The following is a 23,584-nucleotide window of genomic DNA, read 5'->3' as shown; positions in this document are numbered from 1 at the left end:
CTGCGCCGCCGTCGCGGCCGGCATCCGCCGCGGCCTGCTGGACTCCCCGGTGCGCGTGCAGACGCGCGGCGGCGTGCTGACCGTCGCCTGGAATGGCGAGCAACTGCGCATGACCGGCCCAGCCGAGTCCGTATTCACGGGGCAGGTCGACATCGACAAGCTCGTCTTCTCCATGGGACTGAACCGATAAGCCATGACCGATACCGCCATTACCGCCCAAGACATCGCTGGTTTCCTGCAAGACAATCCCGACTTCTTCGACCAGCACGCCGACGTCTTCTCGACCCTGCAGGTGCCGCATCCGCACGGCTCGCGCGCCATTTCGCTGGGCGAGCGCCAGATCCTGACCCTGCGCGAGCGCAACCGCGAACTCGAATGGCGCCTGAACGAGCTGGTACGCAACGCCAGCGCCAATGAAAGCATCGGCACGCACGTGGCCAAGTGGTGCTGCCGCCTGCTGTCCGAATGCGATGCGCAACATGTGCCGGGCGAGATCGCCTTGGGGCTGGCCGAACAGTTCGAACTGAACCACGTGGCGCTGCGCCTGTGGGACCTGTCCGAGCTGCCGGCAACCGGCTACGGCGAACCCGTCACCCAGGACGTGCGCGCCTTCACCGACAGCCTGAAGACGCCCTACTGCGGCACCGACACCGAATTCGAAGCGGCCGGCTGGCTGGACGCCAAGCCCAAATCGCTGGCGCTGGTGCCGCTGCGCCTGGAAGCGGACGGCCCCGCCGTCGGCTTGCTGGTGCTGGGCTCGGACGACGCCGAACGGTTCACGCCCGAAATGGGCACGACCTTCCTGGAATCCATCAGCCAGCTGGCGTCGGCGGCGCTGCATCGCCTGAATCCGGCCTCACCCAAGGCCTAGCCGGGACGGGCGGACGCCATGCCGAAAGCCACGCAAGCGCAAGACACGGCCCCGCCCGAAACTCCCCTGCCCGACGCAATGAGCGCCTGGCTGCGCCATCTGGAAACCAACCGGCGCTATTCACCTCACACGCTGGACGGCTACCGCCGTGAACTGCATTTCCTGCGCGAGCTTGCCAGCCACGCCAAGCTGCCGCTGGACAAGCTGGGCAACGGCCACATCCGCCAGTTCGTGGCGCGCCTGCATGCCCAGGGCCGCGGGCCGCGCAGCCTGGCGCGCACCCTGGCGGCCTGGCGCGGTTTCTATCAGTGGTGGGCGCCGGCCATCGAACTGGCCGGCAATCCTGTCGCCGGCGTGCGCGCGCCCAAGGCGCCGCGCGGCCTGCCCAAGGCCCTGTCCGTGGAACAGACCCAGGCCCTGCTGGACCGCGCGCCGGCGCAAGTCGCGACCGAGCCCGCCGCGCTGCGCGACCAGGCCATGCTCGAACTGCTCTATTCCAGCGGCCTGCGATTGTCTGAACTGGTCGGGCTGGACCTGCGCTACGAACGGTCCGGCAATTATGAGTCGCGCGGCTGGCTGAGCCTGGAAGAGGCCGAGGTCATCGTGCTGGGCAAGGGCGGCAAGCGCCGCTCGGTGCCCGTGGGCCAGGCCGCCCTGGAGGCCCTGCGCAAATGGATCGCGGTGCGGCCGCAGTTGGCGCCCTTCACCGCGCAGCCCGAGGATGCGGCCGCGCTGTTCCTGGGTGCGCGCGGACGCCGCATCTCGCCGCGCGTGGTGCAGTTGCAGCTGGCGCGCATCGCGCAGCAGGCCGGCGTGCCCACGCATGTGCATCCGCACGTGCTGCGCCACAGCTTCGCCAGCCATGTGCTGCAGTCCGCGCAGGACCTGCGCGCCGTGCAGGAAATGCTGGGCCACGCCAACATCTCCACCACCCAGATCTACACGCGGCTGGATTTCCAGCATCTGGCCCGCGCCTACGACCAGGCGCATCCGCGCGCCGGGCGTAAATCCTGAACGCCCCAGGCCTGCTGAGTCAGGCGTGGACGGCGCAGCAAGCCTGCGGCACCGGCCCCTAGCCGCCTCCCGCGATCACACCGCCCAGCAGCATCACGCCCAGCAACAGCACCGCCACCGCCGCCAGCGCTTCCACCCCGTAGCGCAAGCGCGCCGCGCCCGCACCCGACAAGCGGCTGCCGATGCGCGTGGCCGCGCCGCCGGCCGCGACCGCAAGGCAGGCCAGCGCCGCCACCGTCAACCCGGTGCCCAGGCCCATCGCCAAGGCCGAGGCCACGCCGGCCAGGAAGAAGCCTTGCGCCAGGGCGAACACCAAGACGATCAGCGCGCCGCTGCAGGGGCGCAAGCCCACGGCCAGGATCGCCGTTCCCGCGCGACGCCAGTTCAACGGGCCCGACACCTGCTGCGGCGCGGGCACATGCGCGTGACCGCAGCCGCAATCGTCGTCGTGATGGTGATGGACCGGGGCGTGAGTATGGACGTGCTGCAATTCATGCTGCCGGCTCTGCCCGTGACCGCGCACCTGGCTGCTGTCGTGTCCGCGCTCATGGTCGTGTCCGTGCCCAAGGACGTGCTCGTGCATGGCAGCCGCGGTTGCGCGCCGCGCGCGGGTCCGCAGCAGCGGACGGATCGCCTTCACCCACACCAGCCACGCGCCCAGCAATGTCACCAGCGCATAGGAGCCTAGTTCCAGCCAGCGCGTCGCGTGATTCATCGTTGCGGCGGTGGCGTTGAAGATCAGCGCCAGCACCGCCACCAGCGCAATCGCCACCAGCGCCTGGATCAGTGCGGACGCCAGCGCCAGCAGCGCGCCATTGCGCGCGGTCTGGCGGTTGGCCAGCACATAGGAAGAGATCACCGCCTTGCCATGCCCGGGCCCCAACGCATGGAACACGCCGTAGGCGAAGGACAGCCCGATCAGGGCCCAGGCCGCGCCGCCGTCCGCCTGCCAGGCGCGCACCGCGCCCGTCAGTTGCCGGTAGAAATGGCTTTGCCACACGGACACCTGGCCGAAGAAGCTGGCCAGCCAGCCCGGCCCGCCCATGCCCGCGCCACTCTCTGGCACGCCGAAGGGGTGCGCGCCCTGCGCCGCGACCGCACCCGCCACGCCCAGCAGTAACACGGCCAGCAACGCGAGCGCTACTCGCAACGCACTTCGATGCGGTGCGTCAGCCCCTTGGTGATGGCGAAAAGCTCGTCCGGCAAGGCCTCCGGGTCGGCCGGGATCGCGGCCAGTTGCTGCATGGTTTTCCAATCCAGTTCCTTGGGCTTGCGGTAGGCGGACGTGCAGGCGCGGGCGTCCTGCCCGCCCAGCGACACCGCGCCCTTTTCATCGAAGGCGTAGGCCACGAAATAGGTGGGATCGTAGATATCCACCTGCGCGCCGCCGGCGCCCGGCGCTACCGGCGTGGCCAGCGGCAAGGTGAAGGACAGCGTCAGCCGCGTCGTCTTCGGATTCCAGTCGACGCGCGCATCGCGCGGGGCCGCGAAGGCCGCCGTCTTGCCATCCACGGTGACGCGCGTGAAGTAGTGCGAAATCGGCTCGCCCAGGGCCTGCATCCAGTCCCGCGCCATGCCCTGCAGAATCTCGGGCGACAGCGAGCCGTCCTTGCCCTGCTTCAGTCCCTGCGTGGCGTAGGCGCCGAACATCTCGTCAAACCGTCAGACCTGCCGCACCGCCGTGATGCGCTGTTGTCCATCGATATCGATCGCCGCGCGGGCATCGATCCACATATGCGGGTGCGCGCTGGCGGCGCCTGCCGCCAGCAGCATCGCTGCCGCGGTCAGGGCTGCATGGCCGCGGCAAGCTGACGTGCGTTCCATTCAAACATTTCCAGGTAGGTGGCGCCGGGCTGTCCGGGCTTGGACAGGGCATCGGAATAAAGCGTACCACCCACCTTGGCGCCGGTTTCGCGGGAAATCTGCTGGACCAGTTTGGGACTGCTGATGTTCTCGACGAACACCGCCGGCACACGCTCGCGCTTGACCTGTTCAATGATGCGCGCCACCTCGCCGGCTGCGGGCTCCGCATCCGTGGACACGCCCATCGCGGGGATGAACGCCACGCCGTAGGCGTCGCCGAAATAGCCGAAGGCATCATGCGAGGTCACGATCTTGCGGCGCTCGGCCGGGATCGTGGCGAAGGTCTTGCGAACCTGGTCGTCCAGCGCCTGCAGGCGCGCGGCATAGGTCCGCGCGCGCTGACGATAGGCATCCGCCCGCGCGGGATCCGCGGCTGCCAGCCCCTCCGCGACGTTGCGGGCATAGATGGCGCCGTTGGCCAGGTTCTGCCACGCATGCGGATCGGCGTCGCCATGATGATGGCCGTGCTCATGGCCGTGCCCGTGGTCGTGGTCATGGCCGTGCTCATCCTTGCCATCATCATGGCCTTCGCCGGCGAACTGGCGCGGCTTCACGCCCTGCGAAGCGACCACCGTGGCGCCGGCAAAGCCAGAAGCCTTGGCCAAACGCGGCATCCAGGTCTCGAAATCCAGGCCGTTCACGAACAGCACGCGCGCGGCGGCCAGCTTCTTGGCATCGCCCGGCGTCGGCTCGTACTCGTGCGCGTCACCGTCCGGACCCACCAGCGTGGCGACGCTGACGTCGTCTCCGCCCACTTCCCGCACGATATCGCCCAGGATGGAAAAGCTGGCGACGACCTTCAGCGGCTCGGCAGCCTGCGCGGTTCCGAACAGCGTCGACAGGCACAGGCCTGCCATGGCCAGCAGCGCGCGGCGGCGCGCCAGGGAGTGGAAACGCATGGCGTATCTCCTTTTGGATAAGTCAGGCCCGGCGCATGCGGCGCCGCGCCGGCAGCAGCCCGCCTTGCGGGCCGCCCACGATGGAAAACAGATAGCAGGCGCCCGCCGCCAGGATGATGGCGGGCGAGGCCGGCACGTTGAAGTGGTACGAAATGAGCAGGCCGGCCACCGAGGCCGCCACGCCCAGGCCCGCGGCCAGCGGAATCTGGCGAGCGGCCGAGCGGACCCAGAAGCGCGCGGCGGCGGCGGGCAGCATCATGATGCCGACCACCATGAGCGTGCCCAGCACCTGGAAACCCGCTACCAGGTTCACCACCACCAGCACCAGGAAGCCCATGTGCACCCAGCCCCCCGCGCCGCCGCTGGCGCGCAGGAAACCCGGGTCCAGGCATTCGGCCACCAGCAGCCGGTAGATCGCGGCCAGCGCCAGCAAGGTCGCGCTGGCCGTGGCGGTGACCAGCAGCAACGCCGCGTCGTCCAGGCCCAACACCGTGCCGAACAGCACGTGCAGCAGATCCATGTTGGAGCCGCGCAGCGACACCAGCAGCACGCCCAGCCCCAGCGATATCAGGTAGAACGCCGCGAAGCTGGCGTCTTCGCGCAGCGGCGTGAGGCGCGCCACCAGTCCCGCCAGCAGGGCCACGGCCAGTCCCGTGGCGATGCCGCCCAGCATCATTGCGCCCAGCGACAGACCGGCCAGCAGAAAGCCCGCCGCCACCCCGGGCAGGATGGCGTGCGACATGGCATCGCCCATCAGGCTCATGCGCCGCAGCACCAGGAATACGCCCAGCGGCGCGGCGCCCAACGACAGGGCGCAGGCGCCGGCCAGCGCGCGCCGCATGAAGCCATAGTCCAGGAAGGGCGACAGCACCCATTGCGCCAGGCTCATGTGCGGCTCTCCGCGTGCCATTGCCGCGCCCGTTTCAGGTGCGCGTCGTCCAGGGCATGATCGGTGTCGCCCCAGGCCACGACCGAACCAGACAACAACAGGCATTCAGGGAAATGGTCGCGCACCAGGTCCAGGTCGTGCAGCACCGCGATCACGGTGCGGCCCTGGCCGTGCAGGCCGCAAAGCAAGGCCATCAGGTCGTCCGCCGTGTGGCTGTCCACCGCGGCGAAGGGTTCGTCCAGCAACAGCACCGGCGTATCCTGCACCAGCATCCGCGCAAACAGCGCGCGTTGCATCTGTCCGCCCGACAGCGCATCGACGCCGCGTCCGGCGGCGCCGGCCATGCCCACGGTTTCCAGCGCGTCCATGCAACGGTCCAGCTCGTCGTTCGCATACCGGCGCCATCCGCCCACGCGCCGCCAGGCCCCCATGGCCACCAGATCCAGCACCGACACCGGAAACGAACGGTCGAGCTCGGCGGCCTGGGGCAGCCAGGCCAATTCCGACCGGCCCGCGCCGCTGATCCGCACGCTGCCGGCCATCGGACGCAGCACGCCCATGATGCCTTTGATCAGGGTGGACTTGCCGGCGCCATTCGGCCCCACCACGGCAGTCATACCGCCGGCGGCGAAACGCCCCGACACCGATTTGAGCGCCGCGTGCCCATGCCAGCCGAAGGAAGCGTCGGCCAGTTCGATAGTGACCGGCGCGTTCATCGCGGCCACCAGTCCAGCGCCCAGCCGGTCAGGGCCCACAGGGCGGCTGCAGCGGCCAGGGCGATGGCCATGCGGCGCCAAGAGGAAACGAGGAAGGCGGAACGCGGGGGGAGGTTTTGCCGAAGCGCCGTTTCGGGCTCCCGGGGCAAAAGCGTGAAATGGGACATGGAAAGAATGCGGAGACGGATAGGGACTGCGGCCAAGTTTTATTATGTTATATCATAACTAAAAAGCTTGATTCCGAGGCGCTCGCCCGCATCTGGATGTTTTCTGCTACCTTCCAGGCATCTCGCGCGCATCGCGCGCGTTTTCCATAGAGATAAAGCCAGCCATGTCCGCACCCGCCCGCACCCCTCGCAGCGATACCGTCGGCGCCCAGCTCAGCGTCGCCGAAGCGCTGTGCGAGCAGCGCGGACGCCGCCTCACACCCATCCGCCGCAAGGTGCTGGAACTGCTGCTGCGTCACGGCCGCAGCCTGAAGGCCTATGAATTGCTGGAAGCCATGCGCGCCGTGCATCCGGGCGCCGCGCCTCCGACCGTGTACCGCGCCCTGGATTTCCTGATGGACGAAGGCCTGATCCACCGCCTGGACGCAGTCAACGCCTGGAGCGCCTGCCACGACGCGGGCGGCGCGCCCCATGACCTTCTGGTCGTCTGTACCGGCTGTGGCGCGGTCGCGGAAGTGTCCGACCCCGCCATGAGCCGCCAACTGGCCGAGCGCGTCGCCCAGACCGGCTATGCCCTGGCCACGCACGAAACCGAAATCCGCGCGCTGTGCCCCCAGTGCCAGCAGAAGCAGCCCGCTGCGGATGCCAGCCACGGCCACCACCATCATTAAGCATTAGTGCCGGCGAGCCGGCCTGCCCTCGGCTCTCGGCCATCGGTCGCAAGCCCGCGGCAGGGTCCTTCATCCAGATGCGCGCATCGCGCTCTTGAAATCCGGCAAACCGCCCCCAAATAGTGGTATCGCCCGATACTTGACGGCGTACGGACGCCATCTGGATGGCTACGGCCCCAGGGTTGACCCTGGGTTTGCCCCCTGCCCCTGACTGTGCTGTAATCCTGCGTCCGGCCGCTGCAGGCGGCCCATGCAGCCTGCGGCAAACACCCTCCGGCAAAGACTGGGAAACCCCCTTGAAGCGTCGCAAGACGGCGTTGCAAAACAGGGGCGCGATCCCCGCCGAGAGTTCCTGTTTAACGCCTTGACTTCACGCTAGCAGCTTCGCCATGAACACCCCGCGCAGTTTGGACAAAATGGTTCCCGTCACCATCCTCACCGGCTTTCTCGGTGCGGGCAAGACCACCCTGCTCAAACGCATCCTGACCGAATACCATGGCCGCCGCGTCGCGGTCATCGAAAACGAGTTCGGGCCGGAAAGCATCGACAACGACCTGCTGGTGCAGGACAGCAACGAAGAGATCATCGAACTGTCCAACGGCTGCGTTTGCTGCACGGTGCGCGGCGACCTGATGCGCACCCTGTCCGAGCTGCGCGCCAAGCGCGAAGCCGGCGAACTGAATTTCGAACGCGTCATCCTCGAAACGACCGGCATGGCCAACCCCGGCCCCGTCTGCCAGACGTTCTTCATGGATGACGACATTGCCGAGTACTACCGCCTGGACGCGGTAGTGACCGTGGTCGACGCCAAGCACGGCATGGCCACCCTCGACGCCCAACCCGAGGCCCAGAAGCAGGTCGGTTTCGCCGACCGCATCCTGATCTCGAAGCGGGACCTGGTCAACGAAGTCGACTACGAAGCGCTGCGCCACCGCCTGGTTCACATGAACCCGCGCGCGCCGATCACGCCGGTCAACTTCGGCGAAGTCGACCTGAAGTCCATCATCGACATCAGCGGCTTCAACCTGAATTCCATTCTGGACATCGACCCGGAATTCCTGGCCGCTGAGCACCCCGACGCCGCCCATGATCATGGCCATGACCACGATCACGGCCATGGGCACGACCACGATCATGACCATGATCACGAAGGCGACTGCGGGGCGCATTGCAATCATGCCCACCATCATCACCATCACCAGCACGACGACGAAATCGGCGCGTTCGTGTTCCGTTCCAACAAGCCGTTCGATCCCGCGCGCCTTGAGGAATTCCTGGGCGGCGTGGTGCAGGTCTATGGTCCCGACCTGATGCGCTACAAGGGCATCCTGTACATGAAGGGCATCAACCGCCGCATGTTGTTCCAGGGTGTGCACATGATGATGGGCGCCGAACCCGGCAAGCCGTGGACCGCAGCCGAAAAACCGTCCACCAAGATGGTTTTCATCGGTCGTAAGCTGCCCCAGGAGATTTTCACCCGGGGCTTGGAGCAGTGCCTGGCGGGGTAATCCCCCTTCCTGACGTGACGTGATGCGACGAAGGCAGTACTGTGAGGTACGAATAGCGTAGGCAACAAGTAATACGGACCGGGAATGGACGCCCGCGCCAGGATCGATTCATAGTGGAGTGTTTTCATGGCTACCAAGGCAGCAACCAAGAAATCAAGCAAGTCGACGAGCGATACGGCGATTGATCTGCCCAGCGAGAAGGAATTGCTGGCCATGCCCGAGTCCGACTATATGAACGAACGCCAGCTGGCGTTCTTCAAGGAACGGCTCAAACAACTCGAGCAAGACATCCTGGCCAACGCCGGCGAAACCACCGAGCACCTGCGTGAAACGCAGTTCGTGCCCGATCCCGCCGACCGCGCCACGATCGAGGAAGAACACGCCCTGGAGCTGCGCACCCGCGACCGCGAGCGCAAGCTGCTGAAGAAGGTGCAACAGTCCATCGCCCGCATCGACAGCGGCGAATACGGCTGGTGTGAGGAAACCGGTGAACCCATCGGCATCCCGCGCCTGCTGGCCCGTCCCACGGCCACCCTGTCGCTCGAAGCGCAGGAACGCCGCGAGATGCGCCAGAAGCTCTACGGCGACTGATCCGTCCCGTATTCACGGCCATACGCTGAAAGGCTATGCTGGTTTCCAGCATGGCCTTTTTTCTTTGGCCCGCGTCCAAAAAGGGACGTACATATCCAGCCTTGATTTCTTCTGAGTCGCCCCCAGCTAATCCCTTCATAGGAAGGAACGCATGGAACAATTTCACGCCACCACCATCGTGTGCGTGCGCCGCGGCAACCGCGTCGCACTGGGCGGCGATGGCCAGGTCACACTGGGCAATATCGTCGTCAAGGGCACGGCCCGCAAGATTCGCCGCCTGTACCACGACAAGATCCTGGCCGGCTTTGCCGGCGCCACCGCCGACGCGTTCACGCTGCAGGAACGCTTCGAAGCCAAGCTCGAAAAGCACCAGGGCAACCTGATGCGCGCGGCGGTCGAACTGACCCGCGACTGGCGCACCGACCGCGTGCTGCGCCGCCTCGAGGCCATGCTGATCGTGGCCGACACCGAGCACACGCTGGTGCTGACCGGCAACGGCGACGTGCTGGAACCGGAACACGGCCTGGCAGCGATCGGCTCCGGCGGCGCCTATGCCCAATCGGCCGCGCTGGCGCTGCTGCGCAACACCGAGCTGTCGCCCGAGGCCGTCGTCAAGCAATCGCTGGAAATCGCCGGCGACCTCTGCATCTACACCAACCAGAACCACGTCATCGAAACGCTGGGCGACTGACGCCCGCCACGCGGCGCGCCCGGCGCGCCGCGGCCGCCACCCCAGCCCGCCCTAGCTCCAAGGATCCGCCCTCATGTCCGCATCCAACATGACGCCCGGAGAGATCGTCTCCGAACTCGACAAGTACATCGTCGGCCAGAACCGCGCCAAGCGCGCCGTGGCCGTCGCGTTGCGCAACCGCTGGCGCCGCCAGCAGGTCGCCGAACCCCTGCGCCACGAAATCCACCCCAAGAACATCCTCATGATCGGCCCCACCGGCGTGGGCAAGACCGAGATCGCGCGCCGCCTGGCCAAGCTGGCCAACGCGCCCTTCATCAAGATCGAAGCCACCAAGTTCACCGAAGTGGGCTATGTGGGCCGCGACGTCGACACCATCATCCGCGACCTGACCGAATACTCGATCAAGCAGACGCGCGAATTGGAAATGCGCCGTGTGCGCACCCAGGCGGAAGACGCCGCCGAAGACCGCATCCTGGACGCCCTGGTGCCGCCCGCGCGCGGCGCCTCCGGCGAACCGGAACGCGGCGAGGACAATAGCGCCCGCCAGACCTTCCGCAAGCGCCTGCGCGAAGGCAAGATCGACGACCTCGAAATCGAGATCGAAGTCGCCCAGGCCGCGCCGCAGATGGACGTCATGACGCCCCCCGGCATGGAAGAAATGGCCGAGCAGCTGCGCGGCATGTTCGCCGGCATGGCCCGCGACAAGAAAAAACCCAAGAAGATGAAGGTGCGCGAAGCCTTCAAGCTGATCGTCGACGAAGAAGCGGCCAAGCGCGTCAACGAAGAAGATCTGCGCACCGTGGCGATCAACAACGTCGAGCAGAACGGCATCGTCTTCCTGGACGAAATCGACAAGATCGCGGCCCGCCAGGAATCCGGCGGCGCGGACGTGTCGCGCCAGGGCGTGCAGCGCGACCTGCTGCCGCTGGTCGAAGGCACCACCGTCAACACCCGCTACGGCATGGTTCGCACCGACCACATCCTGTTCATCGCGTCCGGCGCGTTTCACCTGTCGCGCCCCTCGGACCTGATCCCTGAATTGCAGGGCCGCTTCCCGATCCGCGTCGAACTGGAATCACTGACCGCCGAGGACTTCGTGCGCATCCTGTCCGACACCGACGCGTCGCTGACCAAGCAATACACGGCGCTGATGGCCACCGAAGACCTGCAGCTGGAGTTCACGGAAGAAGGCGTGCGCCGCCTGGCGGAGCTGGCCTTCGAGGTCAACGAAACCACCGAGAACATCGGCGCCCGACGCCTCTACACGGTGATGGAGAAGCTGCTGGACGAGCTGTCCTTCGACGCCACCGCCAGCAGCGACAAAAACGTGAAGATCGACGCCGCCTACGTCAACGCGCAGTTGGCGGAAGCCGCCAGCAGCCAGGACTTGGCGCGCTACGTGCTGTAAACCGCGGGCGCCCTGCGCCCCCGGCAAAACGCCGTCCGCAGCCTTAGCGCTACGGACGGCGTTTTTTTGCGGCCGGATCGCCCCAAGGCAAGAGCGCCCTGGAGGCTGCAATCCCCCCTGACGCGGGCGCTTGCGTACCCGGTCTGGCAGACCGGCTAGTTGGTAATCGCGGTCACGATGTACTTGCCGTCCTTGCGGACCGCGGTGAAGCGCACCTTGTCGCCCGCCTTGATGTTGGCCAGCAGGGCCGGATCGGCTTCATAGACCAGCGTCATGGCAGGCAGATCCAGCTGCTTGATGGCGTCGTGCTTGATCGTGACCTTGCCGGCGGCCGGATCCACCCGCCGCACTTCGCCGCTGGCGTCGGCCTGCTGCGCAAACGCCAGCGGCGCGGCCAGCGTAACGACAGCCACCGCCGCGGCTGCGGCCATGGGCATTGCATACTTGCGGTCAAAAATCATGCAGATATCCTCCGATTGCCGGGGTAGCACGGACCCGGCGTGGCCGCCGTCCCTGCTTTCCCATAGTGCTAGGATACCGCCCTTGTGCAACAGTTCCCCCGCTGTCACGCAACAATTCTGACAGTTGATTGCGGCACACGCGGGCCGCGCCGCCGCCATTCATGGCTGGACGCAAAACCCCTACCTTTCGTCACTCATTTCAGGAGTTCCCATGGCCAACCGCTTATCCGTCATCGCCACCCGCACGGGGGACGACGGCACCACGGGTCTTGGGGACGGATCTCGCACCCCGAAGGACGCCCCGCGCATCGCGGCGCTGGGCGACGTCGACGAATTGAACAGCGTGATCGGCGTGCTGCTGACCGAGGATCTGCCCGCCGAGATAAGCGCCGACCTGCTGGCCATCCAGCATGACCTCTTCGACATGGGCGCGGAACTCTGCATCCCCGGCCATACCGCCCTGACGGACGAACACATCGCCCGCCTGGACACGCGCCTGGCCCACTACAACGCGACGCTGCCGCCCTTGCGCGAATTCATCCTGCCCGGTGGCTCGCGCGGCTCAGCCCAGGCGCACGTGGCGCGCACGGTCTGCCGCCGCGCCGAGCGGGCCGTGGTGGCGCTGGCGAAGGCCGACACGGTGAACCCGCCGGTGCGGCAGTACCTGAACCGGCTGTCGGACCTGATGTTCGTGCTGGCGCGTTGTATAAACCAGCATGCGGGACAGAAAGACACGTTCTGGGCGGGCGCCCAGGCGCGCAAGTAGTCTCGCGGCCAGGACGCGCCTTGCGCGGCCGGGCCAAAGAACAGTACGGAATTTGGCAAGGGCCGCGTGAAGATCTTATTGCTGGGCAAGGACGGCCAGGTCGGCCGGGAACTGTGCCGCGCCCTGCTCCCCCTCGGAGAGGTCGTGGCGCTGGGGCGCGACGGCGCGGATCTGCGCGACCAGGATGCACTGCTCGCGGTCCTGTCGTCCTGCCGGCCCGATGCGATCGTGAACGCGGCCGCCTATACCGCGGTGGATGCTGCCGAAAGCGACCGGGAAACCGCCACCCAGGTCAACGCCCTGGCGGTTGCCACGCTGGCCCGCCATGCCCGGGCCGCCCGCGCCCTGCTGGTCCATTATTCGACCGACTATGTGTTCGACGGCGCCCAACAGCGGGCCTACTCGGAAACCGACAGGCCCAACCCGCTGAACGTGTACGGCAGCACCAAACTCGCGGGCGAGCAGGCCATCCAGGCCGCGGCTTGCGATGCGCTGGTGTTCAGGATCGGCTGGGTCCATTCGCGGCATGGCAAGAATTTCCTGAACACCATGCTGCGCCTGGCGCTGGAGCGCCAACGCCTGGACGTGGTGTCCGACCAGCACGGCACGCCCACATCGGCCGAATTTGTCGCCGACGTTACCGCCTTGGCGATCCGGCAACATTGCGCGGGGCGGTTGCCCGCCGGGACCTATCACCTGGCCGCTGCGGGTTCGACCAACTGGCATGCCTATGCAAGATACATCGTTGCCGGAGCCGCCGCGCGCGGCGCCAGCCTGACGTTGGCCCCGGAACAGATCCATGCGATCGCGGCGCGGGACTATCCCGCAGCCGCGCAGCGGCCAAGCAATTCCACGCTGGATACAGCCAAACTGTCGCACGCGCTGCAACTGCGTATGCCATCATGGACCGAACAGGTGGATCGCACCCTGGATCAACTCAGCCAAACCGGCAAGCCCGCATTTTGATGAAAGCCACTCCACTCGCCATTCCCGACGTCTTGCTCCTGGAACCCAGGGTACTGGGCGACGAGCGCGGCTTTTTCTTCGAGAGTTTCAACCAGGCCGTGTTCGAGGCGGCAACGGGGCTGCGGCGCAACTTCGTGCAGGACAACCATTCACGCTCAGCCCAAGGCGTCTTGCGCGGGCTGCATTATCAGATCGAACAGCCCCAAGGCAAGCTCATGCGCGTGTGCATGGGCGAGATTTTTGACGTGGCGGTGGATCTGCGGCAGGGCTCGCCGACTTACGGGAAGTGGGTAGGCACCCTGCTCAGCGCGGAGAACAAGCGCCAGGTGTGGATCCCGGAAGGCTTCGCCCACGGCTTCCTGACGCTGTCCGAATTTGCCGAGGTCCTGTACAAGACCACGGACTACTACGCCCCGCAGCATGAGCGCTGCATACGCTGGGACGATCCGCAACTGGCGATCGCCTGGCCCTGCCTGCAAGCGCCCTTGTTGTCCGAGAAGGACCGCAACGGCGCGCCGTTCGTCGGCGCGCCGGCCTGCTGAATCAGTTCACGCCGGCCGCGTGCGCCTGCTCGTCGGCGTGGTACGAGGAACGCACCATGGCGCCCACCGCCGCGTGCGAGAAGCCCATGGCATAGGCCTCGCGCTCGAACATGGCGAAGGTGTCCGGATGCACGTAGCGCAGCACCGGCAGATGGTGTTCCGAAGGCTGCAGGTACTGGCCGATGGTCAGCATGTCCACGTTGTGCTCGCGCATGTCGCGCATCACCTGCAGGATTTCCTCGTCGGTCTCGCCCAGGCCCAGCATCAGGCCGGACTTGGTGGGGACTTCGGGGTGCAGCTTCTTGAACTCGGCCAGCAGCTTCAGCGAGTGCATGTAGTCCGAGCCCGGGCGCGCCTGCTTGTACAGGCGCGGCACGGTTTCCAGGTTGTGGTTCATGACGTCCGGAGGGCCGGCGTTCAGGATGGTCAGCGCGCGGTCCAGGCGGCCGCGGAAGTCGGGCACCAGCACCTCGATGCGGGTGGCGGGCGACAGTTCGCGGATGTGCGTGATGCAATCCACGAAGTGGCCGGCGCCGCCATCGCGCAGGTCGTCGCGGTCCACCGAGGTGATCACGACATAGGACAGCTTCATGGCGGCGATGGTGCGCGCCAGGTTGACGGGTTCGTTGGTGTCCAGCGGATCCGGGCGGCCGTGGCCCACATCACAGAAGGGGCAGCGGCGGGTGCACTTGTCGCCCATGATCATGAAGGTGGCGGTGCCCTTGCCGAAGCATTCGCCGATGTTCGGGCAGGACGCTTCCTCGCACACCGTGTGCAGGTTGTGCTCGCGCAGGATGCGCTTGATGTCGTAGAAACGCGAGCCGGGCGCGGCGGCCTTCACGCGGATCCATTCAGGCTTCTTCAGGCGCTCGGCCGGTACGATCTTGATGGGGATGCGCGCGGTCTTGGCCTGCGATTTCTGCTTTTGCGTCGGATCGTAGACCGCTTCCACGGGCGCGGCGGCGGATTCGTTCGAGGGAACAGGAGACTCGACAAGCGTAGACATGGGGCACCTTCATGCCCGGTGCGCGGGCGCGCCGGGTCTGAGACAAAAACGGCATTTTACCCTCCGCCGCCAGGATCCGCCGACCGAGAGCCCGCCCCCCCCAGGCGGGCGTCCTCGACCCGGGCCGGCCTGGGTTATCGTCACGCCTGACGAATCCGCCGCTTTTACCCATGTCTTCCCTGCCCCCGCCCCGCCCTATCGCCCTGATCGCCCCCCGCCTGGACGGGGGACCCGCCGCCCGAGCCATCCAGGCCTGCGCCGAACGGCTCTTGCCCGCCGGCTATTACCTGGCCGCTGGTCCCTGGCAGGACAGCCAGGCCCTGCCGCTGCTCGGCTACCTGCGTCCCGCCGCGGCGCTGGTCATCGGCCCTGTGGACGATCCCGCCCTGCGGGCCTCGCTCGCCGCGCTGGAGATCCCCGTGGTGGAAACCTGGAGCGCGTCCGCCCAGCCGCTGGACGGCGCTGTCGTGGTCGACAACGTGGAAGCCGGCCGCATGGGGGCGCGGCATCTGGCCGCCAAGCGCCATGCACGGGTCGCCTGCATCAGCGCAGACAACCCCTGGGAACGGGCCCGGCGCGAAGGCTTCATCAGCAGCGCGGCCGCGCTCGGGCTGGAACTGGTGGCGGACATCGTGCAGCCCGAGGTGCAGCACATGAACGACGGCCGCATGGCCTTCCTGCGACTGCTGGCCACCAATACGATTTTCGATGCGGTGTTCTGTACCACGGACCTGCTGGCCGCCGCCGCGGTATCCGAAGCCCACAACCGCGACCTGCAGGTGCCGCAGGACCTGGCGGTGCTGGGCTATTCAGACGACGGCAGCGCCGCGCAATGGGCCCAGGGATTGACCACGCTGGGCGCCGACGCCGCGACCCTGGGCCAGCGCGCCGCCCAGCTGCTGCTGGACCGCCTGGAAGGCGAACGCGGCACCGGCGAACGGGAAATCGTCGACGTGGTGTTCGAAGAACGGCTCAGCACCTAGGGCGCATCGCGCCTGGTCGGCAGCCAAACCCTGTGGCCGCGCCAGCCGCGCTCTGGTTAGGAAATACCTTCGTACAGCGGCGGAAAGCCGCTGGCCTGGAGCATGTCGTTGGCTTCCCGCAGGAAGGCGGGCGTGGCCGTCTCCGGGACCTGGATCAGCCACTGCACAGCGTCTTCTTTCCGGCCGCGCAGCAAGAGCAGGCGGCCCAGATGGAACATGCCGCGGAAATCGCCGCCTTCGGCACAGCGCTGGTAGCAATCGAAGGCGCGGTCCATGTCCTGCTCGACCACGTCGCCGGCCTCGTAGTAGCGGCCCACCACGCCGATGGACTTCACGTGGCCGGCCTGCGCCGCTTTCTGATAGAGGGCCAGCGCCGCCGCGGAATTCTGCGTCACGCTGCCGCGGCCGCTGCGCAGCATGTGGGCATAGTTGTACATGCCCCAGTCCAGGCCCTTGTCGGCGGCCAGGCGGAACCAGTAGGCCGCGACCGTATCGTCGCGCGCCACGCCCCAGCCGTTCTCATAGCAGCGGCCCACCATGTTGATGGCCATGGGATGATCGGCATGGGCGGCGCGCTTGAACCACGCCAGCCCCTGTTCCTGATCGCGTTCGACGCCGGCCCCGTCCAGCAGCATCTGGCCGTAGATAGTCTGGGCTTCGATCAGCCCCAGTTCGGCCGCGGCGCGGATCCAGGCGGCGTAGTCCTCGGCTGGCCCCTGCTCGCGCAGGCGGGCCAGTTCCTCGGGCGTGGTCGCGGCCACGTCGGCCGCGGTATAGGTCTTCATATCTTGTTCCTTGCGCGGTCCCAGGCCTGCGCCAGATTGCGGGCCAGCGTCTCGCCTGTCTCGGTGGGCTCGCGGTACACGCCACAGGCCGCCATGTCCACGCTGCGCAGGCCCGCATAGCCACAGGGATTGATCCCCAGGAACGGCGCCAGGTCCATCCGCACGTTCAGCGATACGCCGTGATAGGCCCGGCCGTTGCGGATCTTGATGCCCAGCGCGGCAATCTTGGCGAGCTCGCTCCCGTCCGGATCGGGTACGTAGACCCCCGGAGCGCCCGGCTTGCGGCAAGCGTCGGCCACGCCCATCTGGGCCAGCGTGTCGATGACCGCGCCTTCCAGCAGATTGACGTATTCCTTGACGTAGATGTCGGCGCGGCGCAGGTCGAACAGCGCGTAGGCCATGACTTGGCCGGGACCATGGTAGGTCACCTGCCCGCCGCGGTCGCAGTGGACGATGGGGATGTTTCCGGGGTTGAGCACGTGCTGCGGCGAACCGGCCTGGCCCAAGGTGTAAACGGGCGCATGCTCACAGAGCCAGATCTCGTCAGGCGTATCGGCGCCGCGCAGATTGGTGTACGCCTGCATGTCGTGCCAGACCGACAGGTAGTCGGCCGGCCGCGCGAGCCACTTGATCACAACCGTCTTGCTCTAGAGAACGATGGACACCATCGGATGGCCATGCAGGGCGCGGTAGAGCGCGTCCAGCTGCTCGCGCGAGGTCGCGCGCACCGTGAAGGTCAGGCCCATGTAGTTGCCGCCCTTGCTGGGCCGCATTTCCACCGTGGCGGCGTCGAATTCGGGGTCGAACTGCAACACGACCTCGGTCAGCGTCTGCGCGAATTCAGGATGCTGCTTGCCCATGACCTTGATGGGAAAGTCGCTGGGGTATTCGATGAGGGAATCTTCGGGCGGGATCTGTTGCATGATGTGCCTATAAGGTGTTGCCCCCAGGGCGCGGCCACTGCTCGATATTCGCACCCGAGGGTGTCTGCCACGGGGCGGCCAGATCCAATCTATATGGGGGCAAACCGCCGGCCGGCAAGACCGCCGGGGCGGCCCCGCAGGAGCCGCCCGGTAACGCCGGACCTAAAGCGCGGCGATGCGGGCATCATAACCCGCCCGCAATTGCGCAAAAACGGGGCCAGGTTTGCCCGAGCCGACCGCCTTGCCGTCCAGCGACACGATGGCCAGCACTTCCTTGGTGGCCGACGACAGCATCAGCTCGTCGGCCTGTTCCACCTCTTGCCGCGTGATGGGGCGCGACTCGAAGGGAATGCCGGCCTCGGCGGCCAGTTCGCCCATCAGGCCGTAGCGGATGCCTTCCAGGATCAGGTTGTTCTTGGGCGGCGCCAGCAGCTTGCCGCCCGACACCACCCAGATATTGGTGGACGAGCCTTCGGTCAGGTAGCCGTCGCGGAACTGCACCACTTCGTCGACCTCGGCATCGACCGCCTGCTGCTTGGCCAGCACGTTGCCCAGCAGCGAAACCGACTTGATCTCGCAATGCAGCCAGCGTTCGTCCGGAATGCTGATGGCGGTGAGCCCGCGCTCGCGCTGCGCGGCGGGCGGCGGCGACCAGGCCGAGATCATGCCGAAGACCGTCGGCGTGACGGGGGTCGAGGGGAACTGGTGGTCGCGCTTGGCCACGCCGCGCGTCACCTGCAGGTAGACGATGCAGGTTTCCAGGTTGGTGCGCGCCAGCAGCTGCTGGATCAGGTCGATCCAGCCTTCGCGGTCGAAGGGCTGGGCAATCCGCAAGGCAGCCAGGCTGCGGTCCAGGCGGTTAAGGTGTTCGGCCATGCGGAACGCATTGCCTTGGTACACGGGGACGACTTCGTAGATGCCGTCACCGAAAATGAAGCCGCGGTCGAGGACGGAGACCTTGGCCTCGTCCACGCGCAGAAACTCACCGTTGAGATACACCTGGCTTTCGCCCGGCACGCCCGGAATCATGAGGCACTCCTGAGTATGAAATGGAGAGGGACGAACCGTTCGGTCCGTCCCGTGAATAGAGCACGGGCGTTTCATGCGAAACGCCCGCTGCTAGCTTACACCCGTGGCCGCGCCCGCGGCGCGGCAGGATTAGTCGAACCAGCGCTTGACGGTATCGACCATGCGGCCGAAGAAGCCGGCGCGTTCGACCGCGTCCTGCACCACTAGCGGTTCGGTGCGCAGCACCTTGCCGTCCAGCGTGAACTGCAGGGTGCCGACCTGCTGGCCCTTGGCCAACGGAGCGATCAGCGGATCCGTGCGCTGCGCCACCGGCTTGAGATCGCCGGCCTTGCCGCGCGGCACCGCGATCGACACAGGGTTGGGCGGACCCAGCTTGACGCTTTCAGCCGTGCCTTCCCAGACGCGCGCATCGATGCCGGGCTGGCTCTTGTCGAACAGTTTCACGGTGTCGAAGTTCTGGAAGCTCCAGTTCAGCAGCTTCAGGCTTTCCTCGGCGCGCGTGGCTTCGCTGTCCGTGCCCACCACGACCACCAGGATGCGGCGGTCGCCGCGCACCGCGGTCGACACCAGGCAGTAGCCGGCCGAATCGGTGTGGCCGGTCTTCATGCCGTCCACCGAGGGGTCGGCCCACAGCAGGCGGTTGCGGTTGGGCTGGGTGATCTTGTTGTAGGTGTAGCTCTTCTGCTTGTAGTAGTGGAAGTGGTCCGGGTGATCGGTAATCAGGTGCGACGACAGGATGGCCAGGTCGCGCGTGGACGTCATGTGCTGCGGATCGGGCAGGCCCGTCGCGTTCATGAAGTGGGTGTTGCGCATGCCCAGGCGTTCGGCTTCCTGGTTCATCAGCGAAGCGAACGAGGCCTCGCTGCCGCCCACGGCCTCGGCCAAGGCCACGGAGGCGTCATTGCCGGACTGCACGATCATGCCCTGGTTCAACTCGTCGACAGTGACCGGCTTGCGCGGTTCGATGAACATGCGCGAACCGCCCGTGCGCCAGGCGCGCTCGGACACCGGCACGGTCTGCTCCAGCGTCAGGCGCTTTTCATCCAGCGCGTTGAACACGACGTAGGCCGTCATGATCTTGGTCAGCGAGGCCGGCTCCACCTTCATGTCCGGGTTGGACGCGGCCAGGGTCTGTCCGCTGTTCACGTCCATCACGATCCAGGCCTTGGCTGCGATGGTGGGGGCCGGCACGGCCGAGACGTCGCCCACCGGCACCACCGCCGACGCATTCGGCGCCGGAGCCGCAGCGCCGGCAGCTGCGGCAGGCGCCGCGGCCGGAGCCTGCTGCGCCCAGACCGGCATCGAAGCTGCCAGCATGGCTGACAGCACCGCGCCTGACAACAGGCGGCGGGTGAAGACAACGGGGGAGTGAGCGGAGTAAGGCAAATTCTTCATCGGCAACGTGGGTCCAGTAATGACGCCCGCCGGCGCGGGGCAAGTGGCTGACAATTATAGGCAGTCGATCAGACCCGTCCGGCCCGCCCGGGGTTCCCGTGCATTTAAAACATGCAACTTGATGCAACCTACAGGCCTCGGGACGTGGCAAGGGATCAATCGGGACTGACGCCGTGATGCCGGCGGTACGCGGCCGGGGAAACGCCCACGCGCTTGACGAAGGCCCGACGCAAGGTGTCGACGTTGGCAAAGCCGCATTGCGCGGCCACCTGCTTGGGCGTGGCGGCGCCCGCCTCCAGCAGCGCGCGGGCCGCGGCGATGCGCGTCATCTCCACCCACGCCGCCGGCGTGACGCCGACCTCGGCGTGGAACAGCCGCGCGAAATGCCTGGGGCTCAGGCCCGCATGTTCGGCCAGCGCTTCCACCGACAACGGCAGCCCGGGATTGCCGGCGACCCAGCGCTGCACCTCCTGCAGCGCCGAGCGCCCCACCGGGCCGGCTTGTCCCTTGCGGCTGAACTGCAGTTGTCCGCCTGGCCGCTTGAAGAACATCACCAACTGGGAAGCCACGCTGGCCGCCACTTCCCGGCCCAGGTCCTCTTCGACCAGCGACAGCGCCAGGTCCAGGCCGGCCGTCACGCCAGCGGAAGTGCGCACCTTGCCGTCGCGCACATGCAGGGCGTCCTCTTCGACGGTCACCTTGGGATAAGCCAGGCGCAGCTGCGCAGCCGCATTCCAATGGGTCGTCACCCGCCGCCCATCCAGCAGCCCGGCCGCGGCCAGCATGAACGCGCCGGTGCAGACGGAGCCATAACGCCGCGCACCCCTGGCCGTCGCGCGCAGCCAACGCAAGGCGGAACTGCTGAGCAATGCGCCTGCAGCCTGCGGCGTGCCGGCGACCAGCAGGGTATCCAGACGCGGAACCGGGTCGCCCATTGTCAGGTCAGGCAGCAGACGCGTGCCGGACGAACAGCGGATGGGGCCGGCCTCGTAGCCCACCACGCGCAGCGCGTACAGCTCGCGCCCGAGTTCGGCATTGGCCTGGGCAAACACGTCCAGTGGCCCGGAGACATCGAGCATCTGGACGCCGGGCAACGCAAGAATGGCAATGGTCTTGGTCATGGCGCGGGGCCTGGCCGCCAGGTGTCGGGAAATCGCATGTTTTGGCGGAATCTGGCGTATTACGATGATTGAAGCCATTCTAGTGCGGCGGGAGAATTCATTGAACCCCTTCCCCCCTACGAGAACTCCCGCCATGAACCCTGCCATCGACGGCATTCAGATCCCCGACAGCCAGCTCGCCCGCGACATCACGGAGCTGGTGCGCGACACCGCCACGCCGCTGCTCTTTCACCATTCCAGCCGGGTCTACTACTTCGGCGCGCTCGCCGGCAAGCGGCGCGGATTGAAGTTCGACCCGGAATTGCTCTATTGCGGCTGCATGTTCCACGACATGGGCCTGACGCATCGGCATAGCAGCGACTGCTGCCGCTTCGAGGTGGACGGCGCCAACGCGGCGCGCGACTTCCTGAGTAGCCGCGGAATTTCGCAGCAGGACATCGACCTGGTGTGGACCGCGATTGCGCTGCACACGACGCCCGGCATTCCCGAATTCATGCATCCGGTCGTCGCTCTGGTGACGGCGGGCGTGGAAATGGACGTGCTCGGCCTGACTTATGGCGAATACGGCGACGCCCAGCGCGAAGCCGTGGTGGCGGCGCATCCGCGCGGGCCGCGCTTCAAGGAAGAAATCATCCAGGCCTTCTACGACGGCATCAAGCACAAGCCGCAGACGACGTTCGGCAACGTCAAGGCCGACGTGATCGCCGACCAGGAGCCGGCCTTCAAGCCTGGCAACTTCTGCAGCGTGATCCGCGGCTCGCGCTGGCCGGGCTGAAGCCGCTGGCGCCCGCGCCGCAGGCAGCGGCTTGGACCGCTCAGTCCAGCGCGACCTTCAACCGCGCCTGCACCAGCTGGCGCAGCACCAGCAACTTGCCATGGAAGAAGTGCGATGCGCCCGGCACCACCACCACGGGAATGGAACGCGGGCGCGCCCAGTCCATGGCCTCGGACAGCGGAACAACCTCGTCTTCCTCGCCGTGCACCATCAGCGTGTCGTCCGGCACCTGCACTTCGTGCGACTGGAAGCGGTTCACGGCCGGCCCCATCAGCATCAGGGCCGACGGCAGCACCGGGTCGCCCTGCTCCGCCAGCGCGGCATAGGTCTGCGCGGCCACGGCGGTGCCGAACGAAAAGCCGGCCAGCACCCATGGCGCCTGGGCCAGTTCGGGATGCAGTTCGCGCATCTGCGCCACTACCGCCAGCATGTCCTGGGTTTCGCCCACGGATTTGTCGAACGTGCCTTCGGACTGCCCGACCCCGCGGAAATTGGGCCGCACCGCCACCAAATCGTGCTGCACGCAGGCACGCGACAGGGTCGTGACCACCTTGTTTTCGCGCGCGCCGCCCTGCAGCGGATGCGGGTGCAGGACCAGCGCCCAGCCACGCGGCTTGCCCGCGGGCCAGTCCACGGCGCAGTCGATACGGCCGGCGGCTCCGGTGAAGGCGTGGGTTTCAGTGCGTGCGGACATGGCGTGACTCAGGATGCGGGAAAAAAAGCGATGTTAACCGCCCGGCCTGGACGCGGGCTTCAGCGTCGTGACCAGCCACTGCGCCAATTGGTCGGCGGCATCGTCCGTCGCCTGACGCAACGCCGTGACACCGCCTTGCGCGTCCTGCGTGGGTGCGGGCGCGCGCGCCTCGATGCGCGTCTGGCCCAGCACGCTGCGGCCGCTCAGCAATACCGCCTGCAGCAGCACGCGGCCTTCGCTCGATTGGCCGTCGGCCGCGAATACCTGCTCGAACTGGGACAGCGACACCTGCAGCTGCGGCGTCTGGAGGGTGACGCGCTCGTTCAGTACCGGCCCCTGCCGCGACAAGCGGTCCGTAATGCGCTGACGCACCAGGTCCGCCGGCGGCGAGGCCCAGCGGTAGCTGGCATAGGCCTTGGGCGCGGCGCTGTCGCCCACGCGCCAGATCACGCCCGTATCGGACAGGCTGGGCACGGCCTGAAAGGCCAGCGCGATCGTCTCGCGCGCGGGCAAGGCCGGCGCCGGCCGGGAGTCCAGGCCCAGGTCGAACACCGAGGGCGGTGCGGCCACGCGGCCGATGCCGCAACCGGCCAGGGCCAGCGTCAGGATAAGAACGGCGCTACGCATCTTCATCATTTGGGCGATCTCCCGAAGCCTGCAAAGCCGGCCTCGCCGGGCCCGGGCTCGCGGGGCGCCGGGCCGAACAGGAACGATTGCGGCGTGCTGTCGACACGGCGCAGGGTAACGGCGGCGCCGCGCGCGGCCGCGCTGACATTGGTAGCCATGCCGGTGATCGCCGGCAGGGTCTCGCCATCCAGCCGCGCGGCGGCCAGGGCGATGTCGTTGAGGC

At 67.1% G+C, this 23,584-nt stretch carries 26 protein-coding genes and 3 pseudogenes; 13 read left to right on the top strand and 16 right to left on the bottom strand.

Features of this window, described 5'->3' with window-relative positions:
* The 3 genes and pseudogenes from WBB14_RS22285 to xerC form a co-directional block, all read left to right on the top strand.
* Positions 1-190, top strand: a pseudogene (locus WBB14_RS22285) (diaminopimelate epimerase); the annotation flags it as partial.
* 3 nt (positions 191-193) lie between these two features.
* Entirely contained in the window at positions 194-871 is a 678-nt protein-coding gene (locus WBB14_RS22280) for a DUF484 family protein (RefSeq protein ID WP_424241761.1), read from the top strand.
* A gap of 18 nt (positions 872-889) precedes the next feature.
* A complete protein-coding gene (xerC, locus tag WBB14_RS22275; protein WP_424241760.1) occupies positions 890-1,885 on the top strand; it encodes a tyrosine recombinase XerC in 996 nt (331 codons plus the stop codon).
* Positions 1,886-1,943: 58 nt separating this feature from the next.
* On the opposite strand, the gene WBB14_RS22270 is transcribed toward xerC, so the two are convergent.
* The 5 genes and pseudogenes from WBB14_RS22270 to WBB14_RS22250 form a co-directional block, all read right to left on the bottom strand.
* Positions 1,944-3,008, bottom strand: coding sequence for a nickel/cobalt transporter (locus WBB14_RS22270; protein WP_424241764.1), 1,065 nt, complete (start codon positions 3,006-3,008; stop codon positions 1,944-1,946).
* Positions 3,009-3,025: 17 nt separating this feature from the next.
* Positions 3,026-3,619 (bottom strand): annotated as a pseudogene (locus tag WBB14_RS22265) (DUF1007 family protein).
* 50 nt (positions 3,620-3,669) lie between these two features.
* Positions 3,670-4,647 (bottom strand): metal ABC transporter substrate-binding protein, encoded by a 978-nt coding sequence (locus WBB14_RS22260; RefSeq protein WP_424241759.1) that lies wholly within the window; start codon positions 4,645-4,647, stop codon positions 3,670-3,672.
* A 22-nt stretch (positions 4,648-4,669) separates the two neighbouring features.
* Positions 4,670-5,536, bottom strand: a complete 867-nt coding sequence (locus tag WBB14_RS22255) for a metal ABC transporter permease (RefSeq protein WP_424241758.1) — start codon at positions 5,534-5,536, stop codon at positions 4,670-4,672.
* Positions 5,533-6,252 carry a metal ABC transporter ATP-binding protein gene (locus tag WBB14_RS22250; protein WP_424241763.1) on the bottom strand — a complete coding sequence of 240 codons (720 nt, stop codon included), beginning with the start codon at positions 6,250-6,252 and terminating at the stop codon, positions 5,533-5,535. Before WBB14_RS22250 ends, WBB14_RS22255 begins: the two co-directional genes overlap by 4 nt.
* A 331-nt stretch (positions 6,253-6,583) precedes the next feature.
* Here WBB14_RS22250 and WBB14_RS22245 point away from each other — a divergent pair, with 331 nt between their 5' ends.
* From WBB14_RS22245 to hslU, 5 genes are all read left to right on the top strand, one after another.
* Positions 6,584-7,090, top strand: a complete 507-nt coding sequence (locus tag WBB14_RS22245; RefSeq protein ID WP_424241757.1) for a Fur family transcriptional regulator — start codon at positions 6,584-6,586, stop codon at positions 7,088-7,090.
* A 389-nt stretch (positions 7,091-7,479) separates the two neighbouring features.
* Positions 7,480-8,598: a CobW family GTP-binding protein gene (locus WBB14_RS22240; RefSeq protein ID WP_424241756.1), complete on the top strand. Its 1,119-nt coding sequence runs from the start codon at positions 7,480-7,482 to the stop codon at positions 8,596-8,598.
* A 126-nt stretch (positions 8,599-8,724) separates the two neighbouring features.
* Entirely contained in the window at positions 8,725-9,189 is a 465-nt protein-coding gene (gene dksA, locus WBB14_RS22235; protein WP_006389752.1) for an RNA polymerase-binding protein DksA, read from the top strand.
* Positions 9,190-9,340: 151 nt separating this feature from the next.
* The gene (hslV, locus tag WBB14_RS22230; protein ID WP_006216412.1) at positions 9,341-9,880 is read left to right on the top strand and encodes an ATP-dependent protease subunit HslV; all 540 of its coding nucleotides are present in this window, start codon (positions 9,341-9,343) and stop codon (positions 9,878-9,880) included.
* A gap of 73 nt (positions 9,881-9,953) precedes the next feature.
* Positions 9,954-11,288, top strand: a complete 1,335-nt coding sequence (gene hslU / locus WBB14_RS22225; protein ID WP_424241755.1) for an ATP-dependent protease ATPase subunit HslU — start codon at positions 9,954-9,956, stop codon at positions 11,286-11,288.
* Positions 11,289-11,443: 155 nt separating this feature from the next.
* Here the strand turns inward: hslU and WBB14_RS22220 are convergent, their stop codons facing one another.
* Positions 11,444-11,749: a copper-binding protein gene (locus WBB14_RS22220; RefSeq protein WP_424241754.1), complete on the bottom strand. Its 306-nt coding sequence runs from the start codon at positions 11,747-11,749 to the stop codon at positions 11,444-11,446.
* A gap of 211 nt (positions 11,750-11,960) precedes the next feature.
* Here WBB14_RS22220 and WBB14_RS22215 point away from each other — a divergent pair, with 211 nt between their 5' ends.
* The 3 genes from WBB14_RS22215 to rfbC all read left to right on the top strand — a co-directional run bounded on the left by WBB14_RS22215 (position 11,961) and on the right by rfbC (position 14,023).
* Positions 11,961-12,515, top strand: a complete 555-nt coding sequence (locus tag WBB14_RS22215) for a cob(I)yrinic acid a,c-diamide adenosyltransferase (protein ID WP_424241753.1) — start codon at positions 11,961-11,963, stop codon at positions 12,513-12,515.
* 66 nt (positions 12,516-12,581) lie between these two features.
* Entirely contained in the window at positions 12,582-13,481 is a 900-nt protein-coding gene (gene rfbD, locus WBB14_RS22210; RefSeq protein ID WP_424241752.1) for a dTDP-4-dehydrorhamnose reductase, read from the top strand.
* Entirely contained in the window at positions 13,481-14,023 is a 543-nt protein-coding gene (gene rfbC, locus WBB14_RS22205) for a dTDP-4-dehydrorhamnose 3,5-epimerase (RefSeq protein WP_424241751.1), read from the top strand. The genes rfbD and rfbC overlap by 1 nt, the downstream gene beginning before the upstream one ends.
* Position 14,024: 1 nt before the next feature.
* Here rfbC and lipA read toward each other — a convergent pair whose 3' ends face one another.
* The gene (gene lipA, locus WBB14_RS22200; protein WP_424241750.1) at positions 14,025-15,029 is read right to left on the bottom strand and encodes a lipoyl synthase; all 1,005 of its coding nucleotides are present in this window, start codon (positions 15,027-15,029) and stop codon (positions 14,025-14,027) included.
* Positions 15,030-15,199: 170 nt separating this feature from the next.
* Between lipA and WBB14_RS22195 the strand changes: the two genes are divergently transcribed.
* The gene (locus WBB14_RS22195) at positions 15,200-16,012 is read left to right on the top strand and encodes a LacI family DNA-binding transcriptional regulator (protein WP_424241749.1); all 813 of its coding nucleotides are present in this window, start codon (positions 15,200-15,202) and stop codon (positions 16,010-16,012) included.
* 56 nt (positions 16,013-16,068) lie between these two features.
* Here WBB14_RS22195 and WBB14_RS22190 read toward each other — a convergent pair whose 3' ends face one another.
* The 6 genes from WBB14_RS22190 to WBB14_RS22165 form a co-directional block, all read right to left on the bottom strand.
* Positions 16,069-16,797, bottom strand: coding sequence for a tetratricopeptide repeat protein (locus tag WBB14_RS22190; RefSeq protein WP_424241748.1), 729 nt, complete (start codon positions 16,795-16,797; stop codon positions 16,069-16,071).
* On the bottom strand, positions 16,794-17,432 hold the full coding sequence (gene lipB / locus WBB14_RS22185) for a lipoyl(octanoyl) transferase LipB (protein WP_424241747.1): 639 nt from the start codon (positions 17,430-17,432) through the stop codon (positions 16,794-16,796). Before lipB ends, WBB14_RS22190 begins: the two co-directional genes overlap by 4 nt.
* Before the next feature lie 12 nt (positions 17,433-17,444).
* Positions 17,445-17,720 (bottom strand): YbeD family protein, encoded by a 276-nt coding sequence (locus WBB14_RS22180; RefSeq protein WP_424241746.1) that lies wholly within the window; start codon positions 17,718-17,720, stop codon positions 17,445-17,447.
* Positions 17,721-17,882: 162 nt separating this feature from the next.
* The gene (locus WBB14_RS22175; protein WP_424241745.1) at positions 17,883-18,749 is read right to left on the bottom strand and encodes a D-amino acid aminotransferase; all 867 of its coding nucleotides are present in this window, start codon (positions 18,747-18,749) and stop codon (positions 17,883-17,885) included.
* A 129-nt stretch (positions 18,750-18,878) separates the two neighbouring features.
* Complete coding sequence (locus tag WBB14_RS22170; protein WP_424241744.1) at positions 18,879-20,144, bottom strand: D-alanyl-D-alanine carboxypeptidase family protein; 1,266 nt, start codon at positions 20,142-20,144, stop codon at positions 18,879-18,881.
* A gap of 155 nt (positions 20,145-20,299) precedes the next feature.
* Positions 20,300-21,265: a GlxA family transcriptional regulator gene (locus tag WBB14_RS22165; RefSeq protein ID WP_424241743.1), complete on the bottom strand. Its 966-nt coding sequence runs from the start codon at positions 21,263-21,265 to the stop codon at positions 20,300-20,302.
* 133 nt (positions 21,266-21,398) lie between these two features.
* On the opposite strand from WBB14_RS22165, the gene WBB14_RS22160 reads away from it, so the two are divergent.
* Entirely contained in the window at positions 21,399-22,040 is a 642-nt protein-coding gene (locus tag WBB14_RS22160; RefSeq protein ID WP_424241742.1) for an HD domain-containing protein, read from the top strand.
* Positions 22,041-22,080: 40 nt separating this feature from the next.
* Here the strand turns inward: WBB14_RS22160 and WBB14_RS22155 are convergent, their stop codons facing one another.
* From WBB14_RS22155 to WBB14_RS22145, 3 genes and pseudogenes are all read right to left on the bottom strand, one after another.
* Positions 22,081-22,734 (bottom strand): alpha/beta hydrolase, encoded by a 654-nt coding sequence (locus tag WBB14_RS22155; RefSeq protein ID WP_424241741.1) that lies wholly within the window; start codon positions 22,732-22,734, stop codon positions 22,081-22,083.
* 33 nt (positions 22,735-22,767) lie between these two features.
* A complete protein-coding gene (locus tag WBB14_RS22150; protein ID WP_424241762.1) occupies positions 22,768-23,367 on the bottom strand; it encodes an ABC-type transport auxiliary lipoprotein family protein in 600 nt (199 codons plus the stop codon).
* Positions 23,367-23,584 (bottom strand): annotated as a pseudogene (locus tag WBB14_RS22145) (MlaD family protein); the annotation flags it as partial. The gene WBB14_RS22150 and the pseudogene WBB14_RS22145, both read right to left, overlap by 1 nt.

It is taken from the genome of Achromobacter sp. (assembly GCF_049647645.1).
Taxonomy (GTDB): Bacteria; Pseudomonadota; Gammaproteobacteria; order Burkholderiales; family Burkholderiaceae_B; genus Achromobacter.
Note: the sequence above shows the minus strand (reverse complement) of the source record. Positions and strands in the feature narration are given on the sequence as shown.

What these genes read in the sequence shown, in the direction of transcription:
- WBB14_RS22155 (WP_424241741.1), bottom strand. Translation starts at nt 22,734, where the DNA reads ATGTCCGCACGCACTGAAACCCACGCCTTCACCGGAGCCGCCGGCCGT.
- xerC (WP_424241760.1), top strand. Translation starts at nt 890, where the DNA reads ATGCCGAAAGCCACGCAAGCGCAAGACACGGCCCCGCCCGAAACTCCC.
- WBB14_RS22150 (WP_424241762.1), bottom strand. Translation starts at nt 23,367, where the DNA reads ATGAAGATGCGTAGCGCCGTTCTTATCCTGACGCTGGCCCTGGCCGGT.
- hslV (WP_006216412.1), top strand. Translation starts at nt 9,341, where the DNA reads ATGGAACAATTTCACGCCACCACCATCGTGTGCGTGCGCCGCGGCAAC.
- WBB14_RS22190 (WP_424241748.1), bottom strand. Translation starts at nt 16,797, where the DNA reads ATGAAGACCTATACCGCGGCCGACGTGGCCGCGACCACGCCCGAGGAA.
- rfbC (WP_424241751.1), top strand. Translation starts at nt 13,481, where the DNA reads ATGAAAGCCACTCCACTCGCCATTCCCGACGTCTTGCTCCTGGAACCC.
- lipA (WP_424241750.1), bottom strand. Translation starts at nt 15,029, where the DNA reads ATGTCTACGCTTGTCGAGTCTCCTGTTCCCTCGAACGAATCCGCCGCC.
- WBB14_RS22250 (WP_424241763.1), bottom strand. Translation starts at nt 6,252, where the DNA reads ATGAACGCGCCGGTCACTATCGAACTGGCCGACGCTTCCTTCGGCTGG.
- WBB14_RS22215 (WP_424241753.1), top strand. Translation starts at nt 11,961, where the DNA reads ATGGCCAACCGCTTATCCGTCATCGCCACCCGCACGGGGGACGACGGC.
- dksA (WP_006389752.1), top strand. Translation starts at nt 8,725, where the DNA reads ATGGCTACCAAGGCAGCAACCAAGAAATCAAGCAAGTCGACGAGCGAT.
- WBB14_RS22180 (WP_424241746.1), bottom strand. Translation starts at nt 17,720, where the DNA reads ATGCAACAGATCCCGCCCGAAGATTCCCTCATCGAATACCCCAGCGAC.
- WBB14_RS22240 (WP_424241756.1), top strand. Translation starts at nt 7,480, where the DNA reads ATGAACACCCCGCGCAGTTTGGACAAAATGGTTCCCGTCACCATCCTC.
- WBB14_RS22170 (WP_424241744.1), bottom strand. Translation starts at nt 20,144, where the DNA reads ATGAAGAATTTGCCTTACTCCGCTCACTCCCCCGTTGTCTTCACCCGC.
- WBB14_RS22220 (WP_424241754.1), bottom strand. Translation starts at nt 11,749, where the DNA reads ATGATTTTTGACCGCAAGTATGCAATGCCCATGGCCGCAGCCGCGGCG.
- WBB14_RS22195 (WP_424241749.1), top strand. Translation starts at nt 15,200, where the DNA reads ATGTCTTCCCTGCCCCCGCCCCGCCCTATCGCCCTGATCGCCCCCCGC.
- WBB14_RS22260 (WP_424241759.1), bottom strand. Translation starts at nt 4,647, where the DNA reads ATGCGTTTCCACTCCCTGGCGCGCCGCCGCGCGCTGCTGGCCATGGCA.
- WBB14_RS22160 (WP_424241742.1), top strand. Translation starts at nt 21,399, where the DNA reads ATGAACCCTGCCATCGACGGCATTCAGATCCCCGACAGCCAGCTCGCC.
- WBB14_RS22255 (WP_424241758.1), bottom strand. Translation starts at nt 5,536, where the DNA reads ATGAGCCTGGCGCAATGGGTGCTGTCGCCCTTCCTGGACTATGGCTTC.
- WBB14_RS22245 (WP_424241757.1), top strand. Translation starts at nt 6,584, where the DNA reads ATGTCCGCACCCGCCCGCACCCCTCGCAGCGATACCGTCGGCGCCCAG.
- WBB14_RS22280 (WP_424241761.1), top strand. Translation starts at nt 194, where the DNA reads ATGACCGATACCGCCATTACCGCCCAAGACATCGCTGGTTTCCTGCAA.
- WBB14_RS22175 (WP_424241745.1), bottom strand. Translation starts at nt 18,749, where the DNA reads ATGATTCCGGGCGTGCCGGGCGAAAGCCAGGTGTATCTCAACGGTGAG.
- hslU (WP_424241755.1), top strand. Translation starts at nt 9,954, where the DNA reads ATGTCCGCATCCAACATGACGCCCGGAGAGATCGTCTCCGAACTCGAC.
- WBB14_RS22165 (WP_424241743.1), bottom strand. Translation starts at nt 21,265, where the DNA reads ATGACCAAGACCATTGCCATTCTTGCGTTGCCCGGCGTCCAGATGCTC.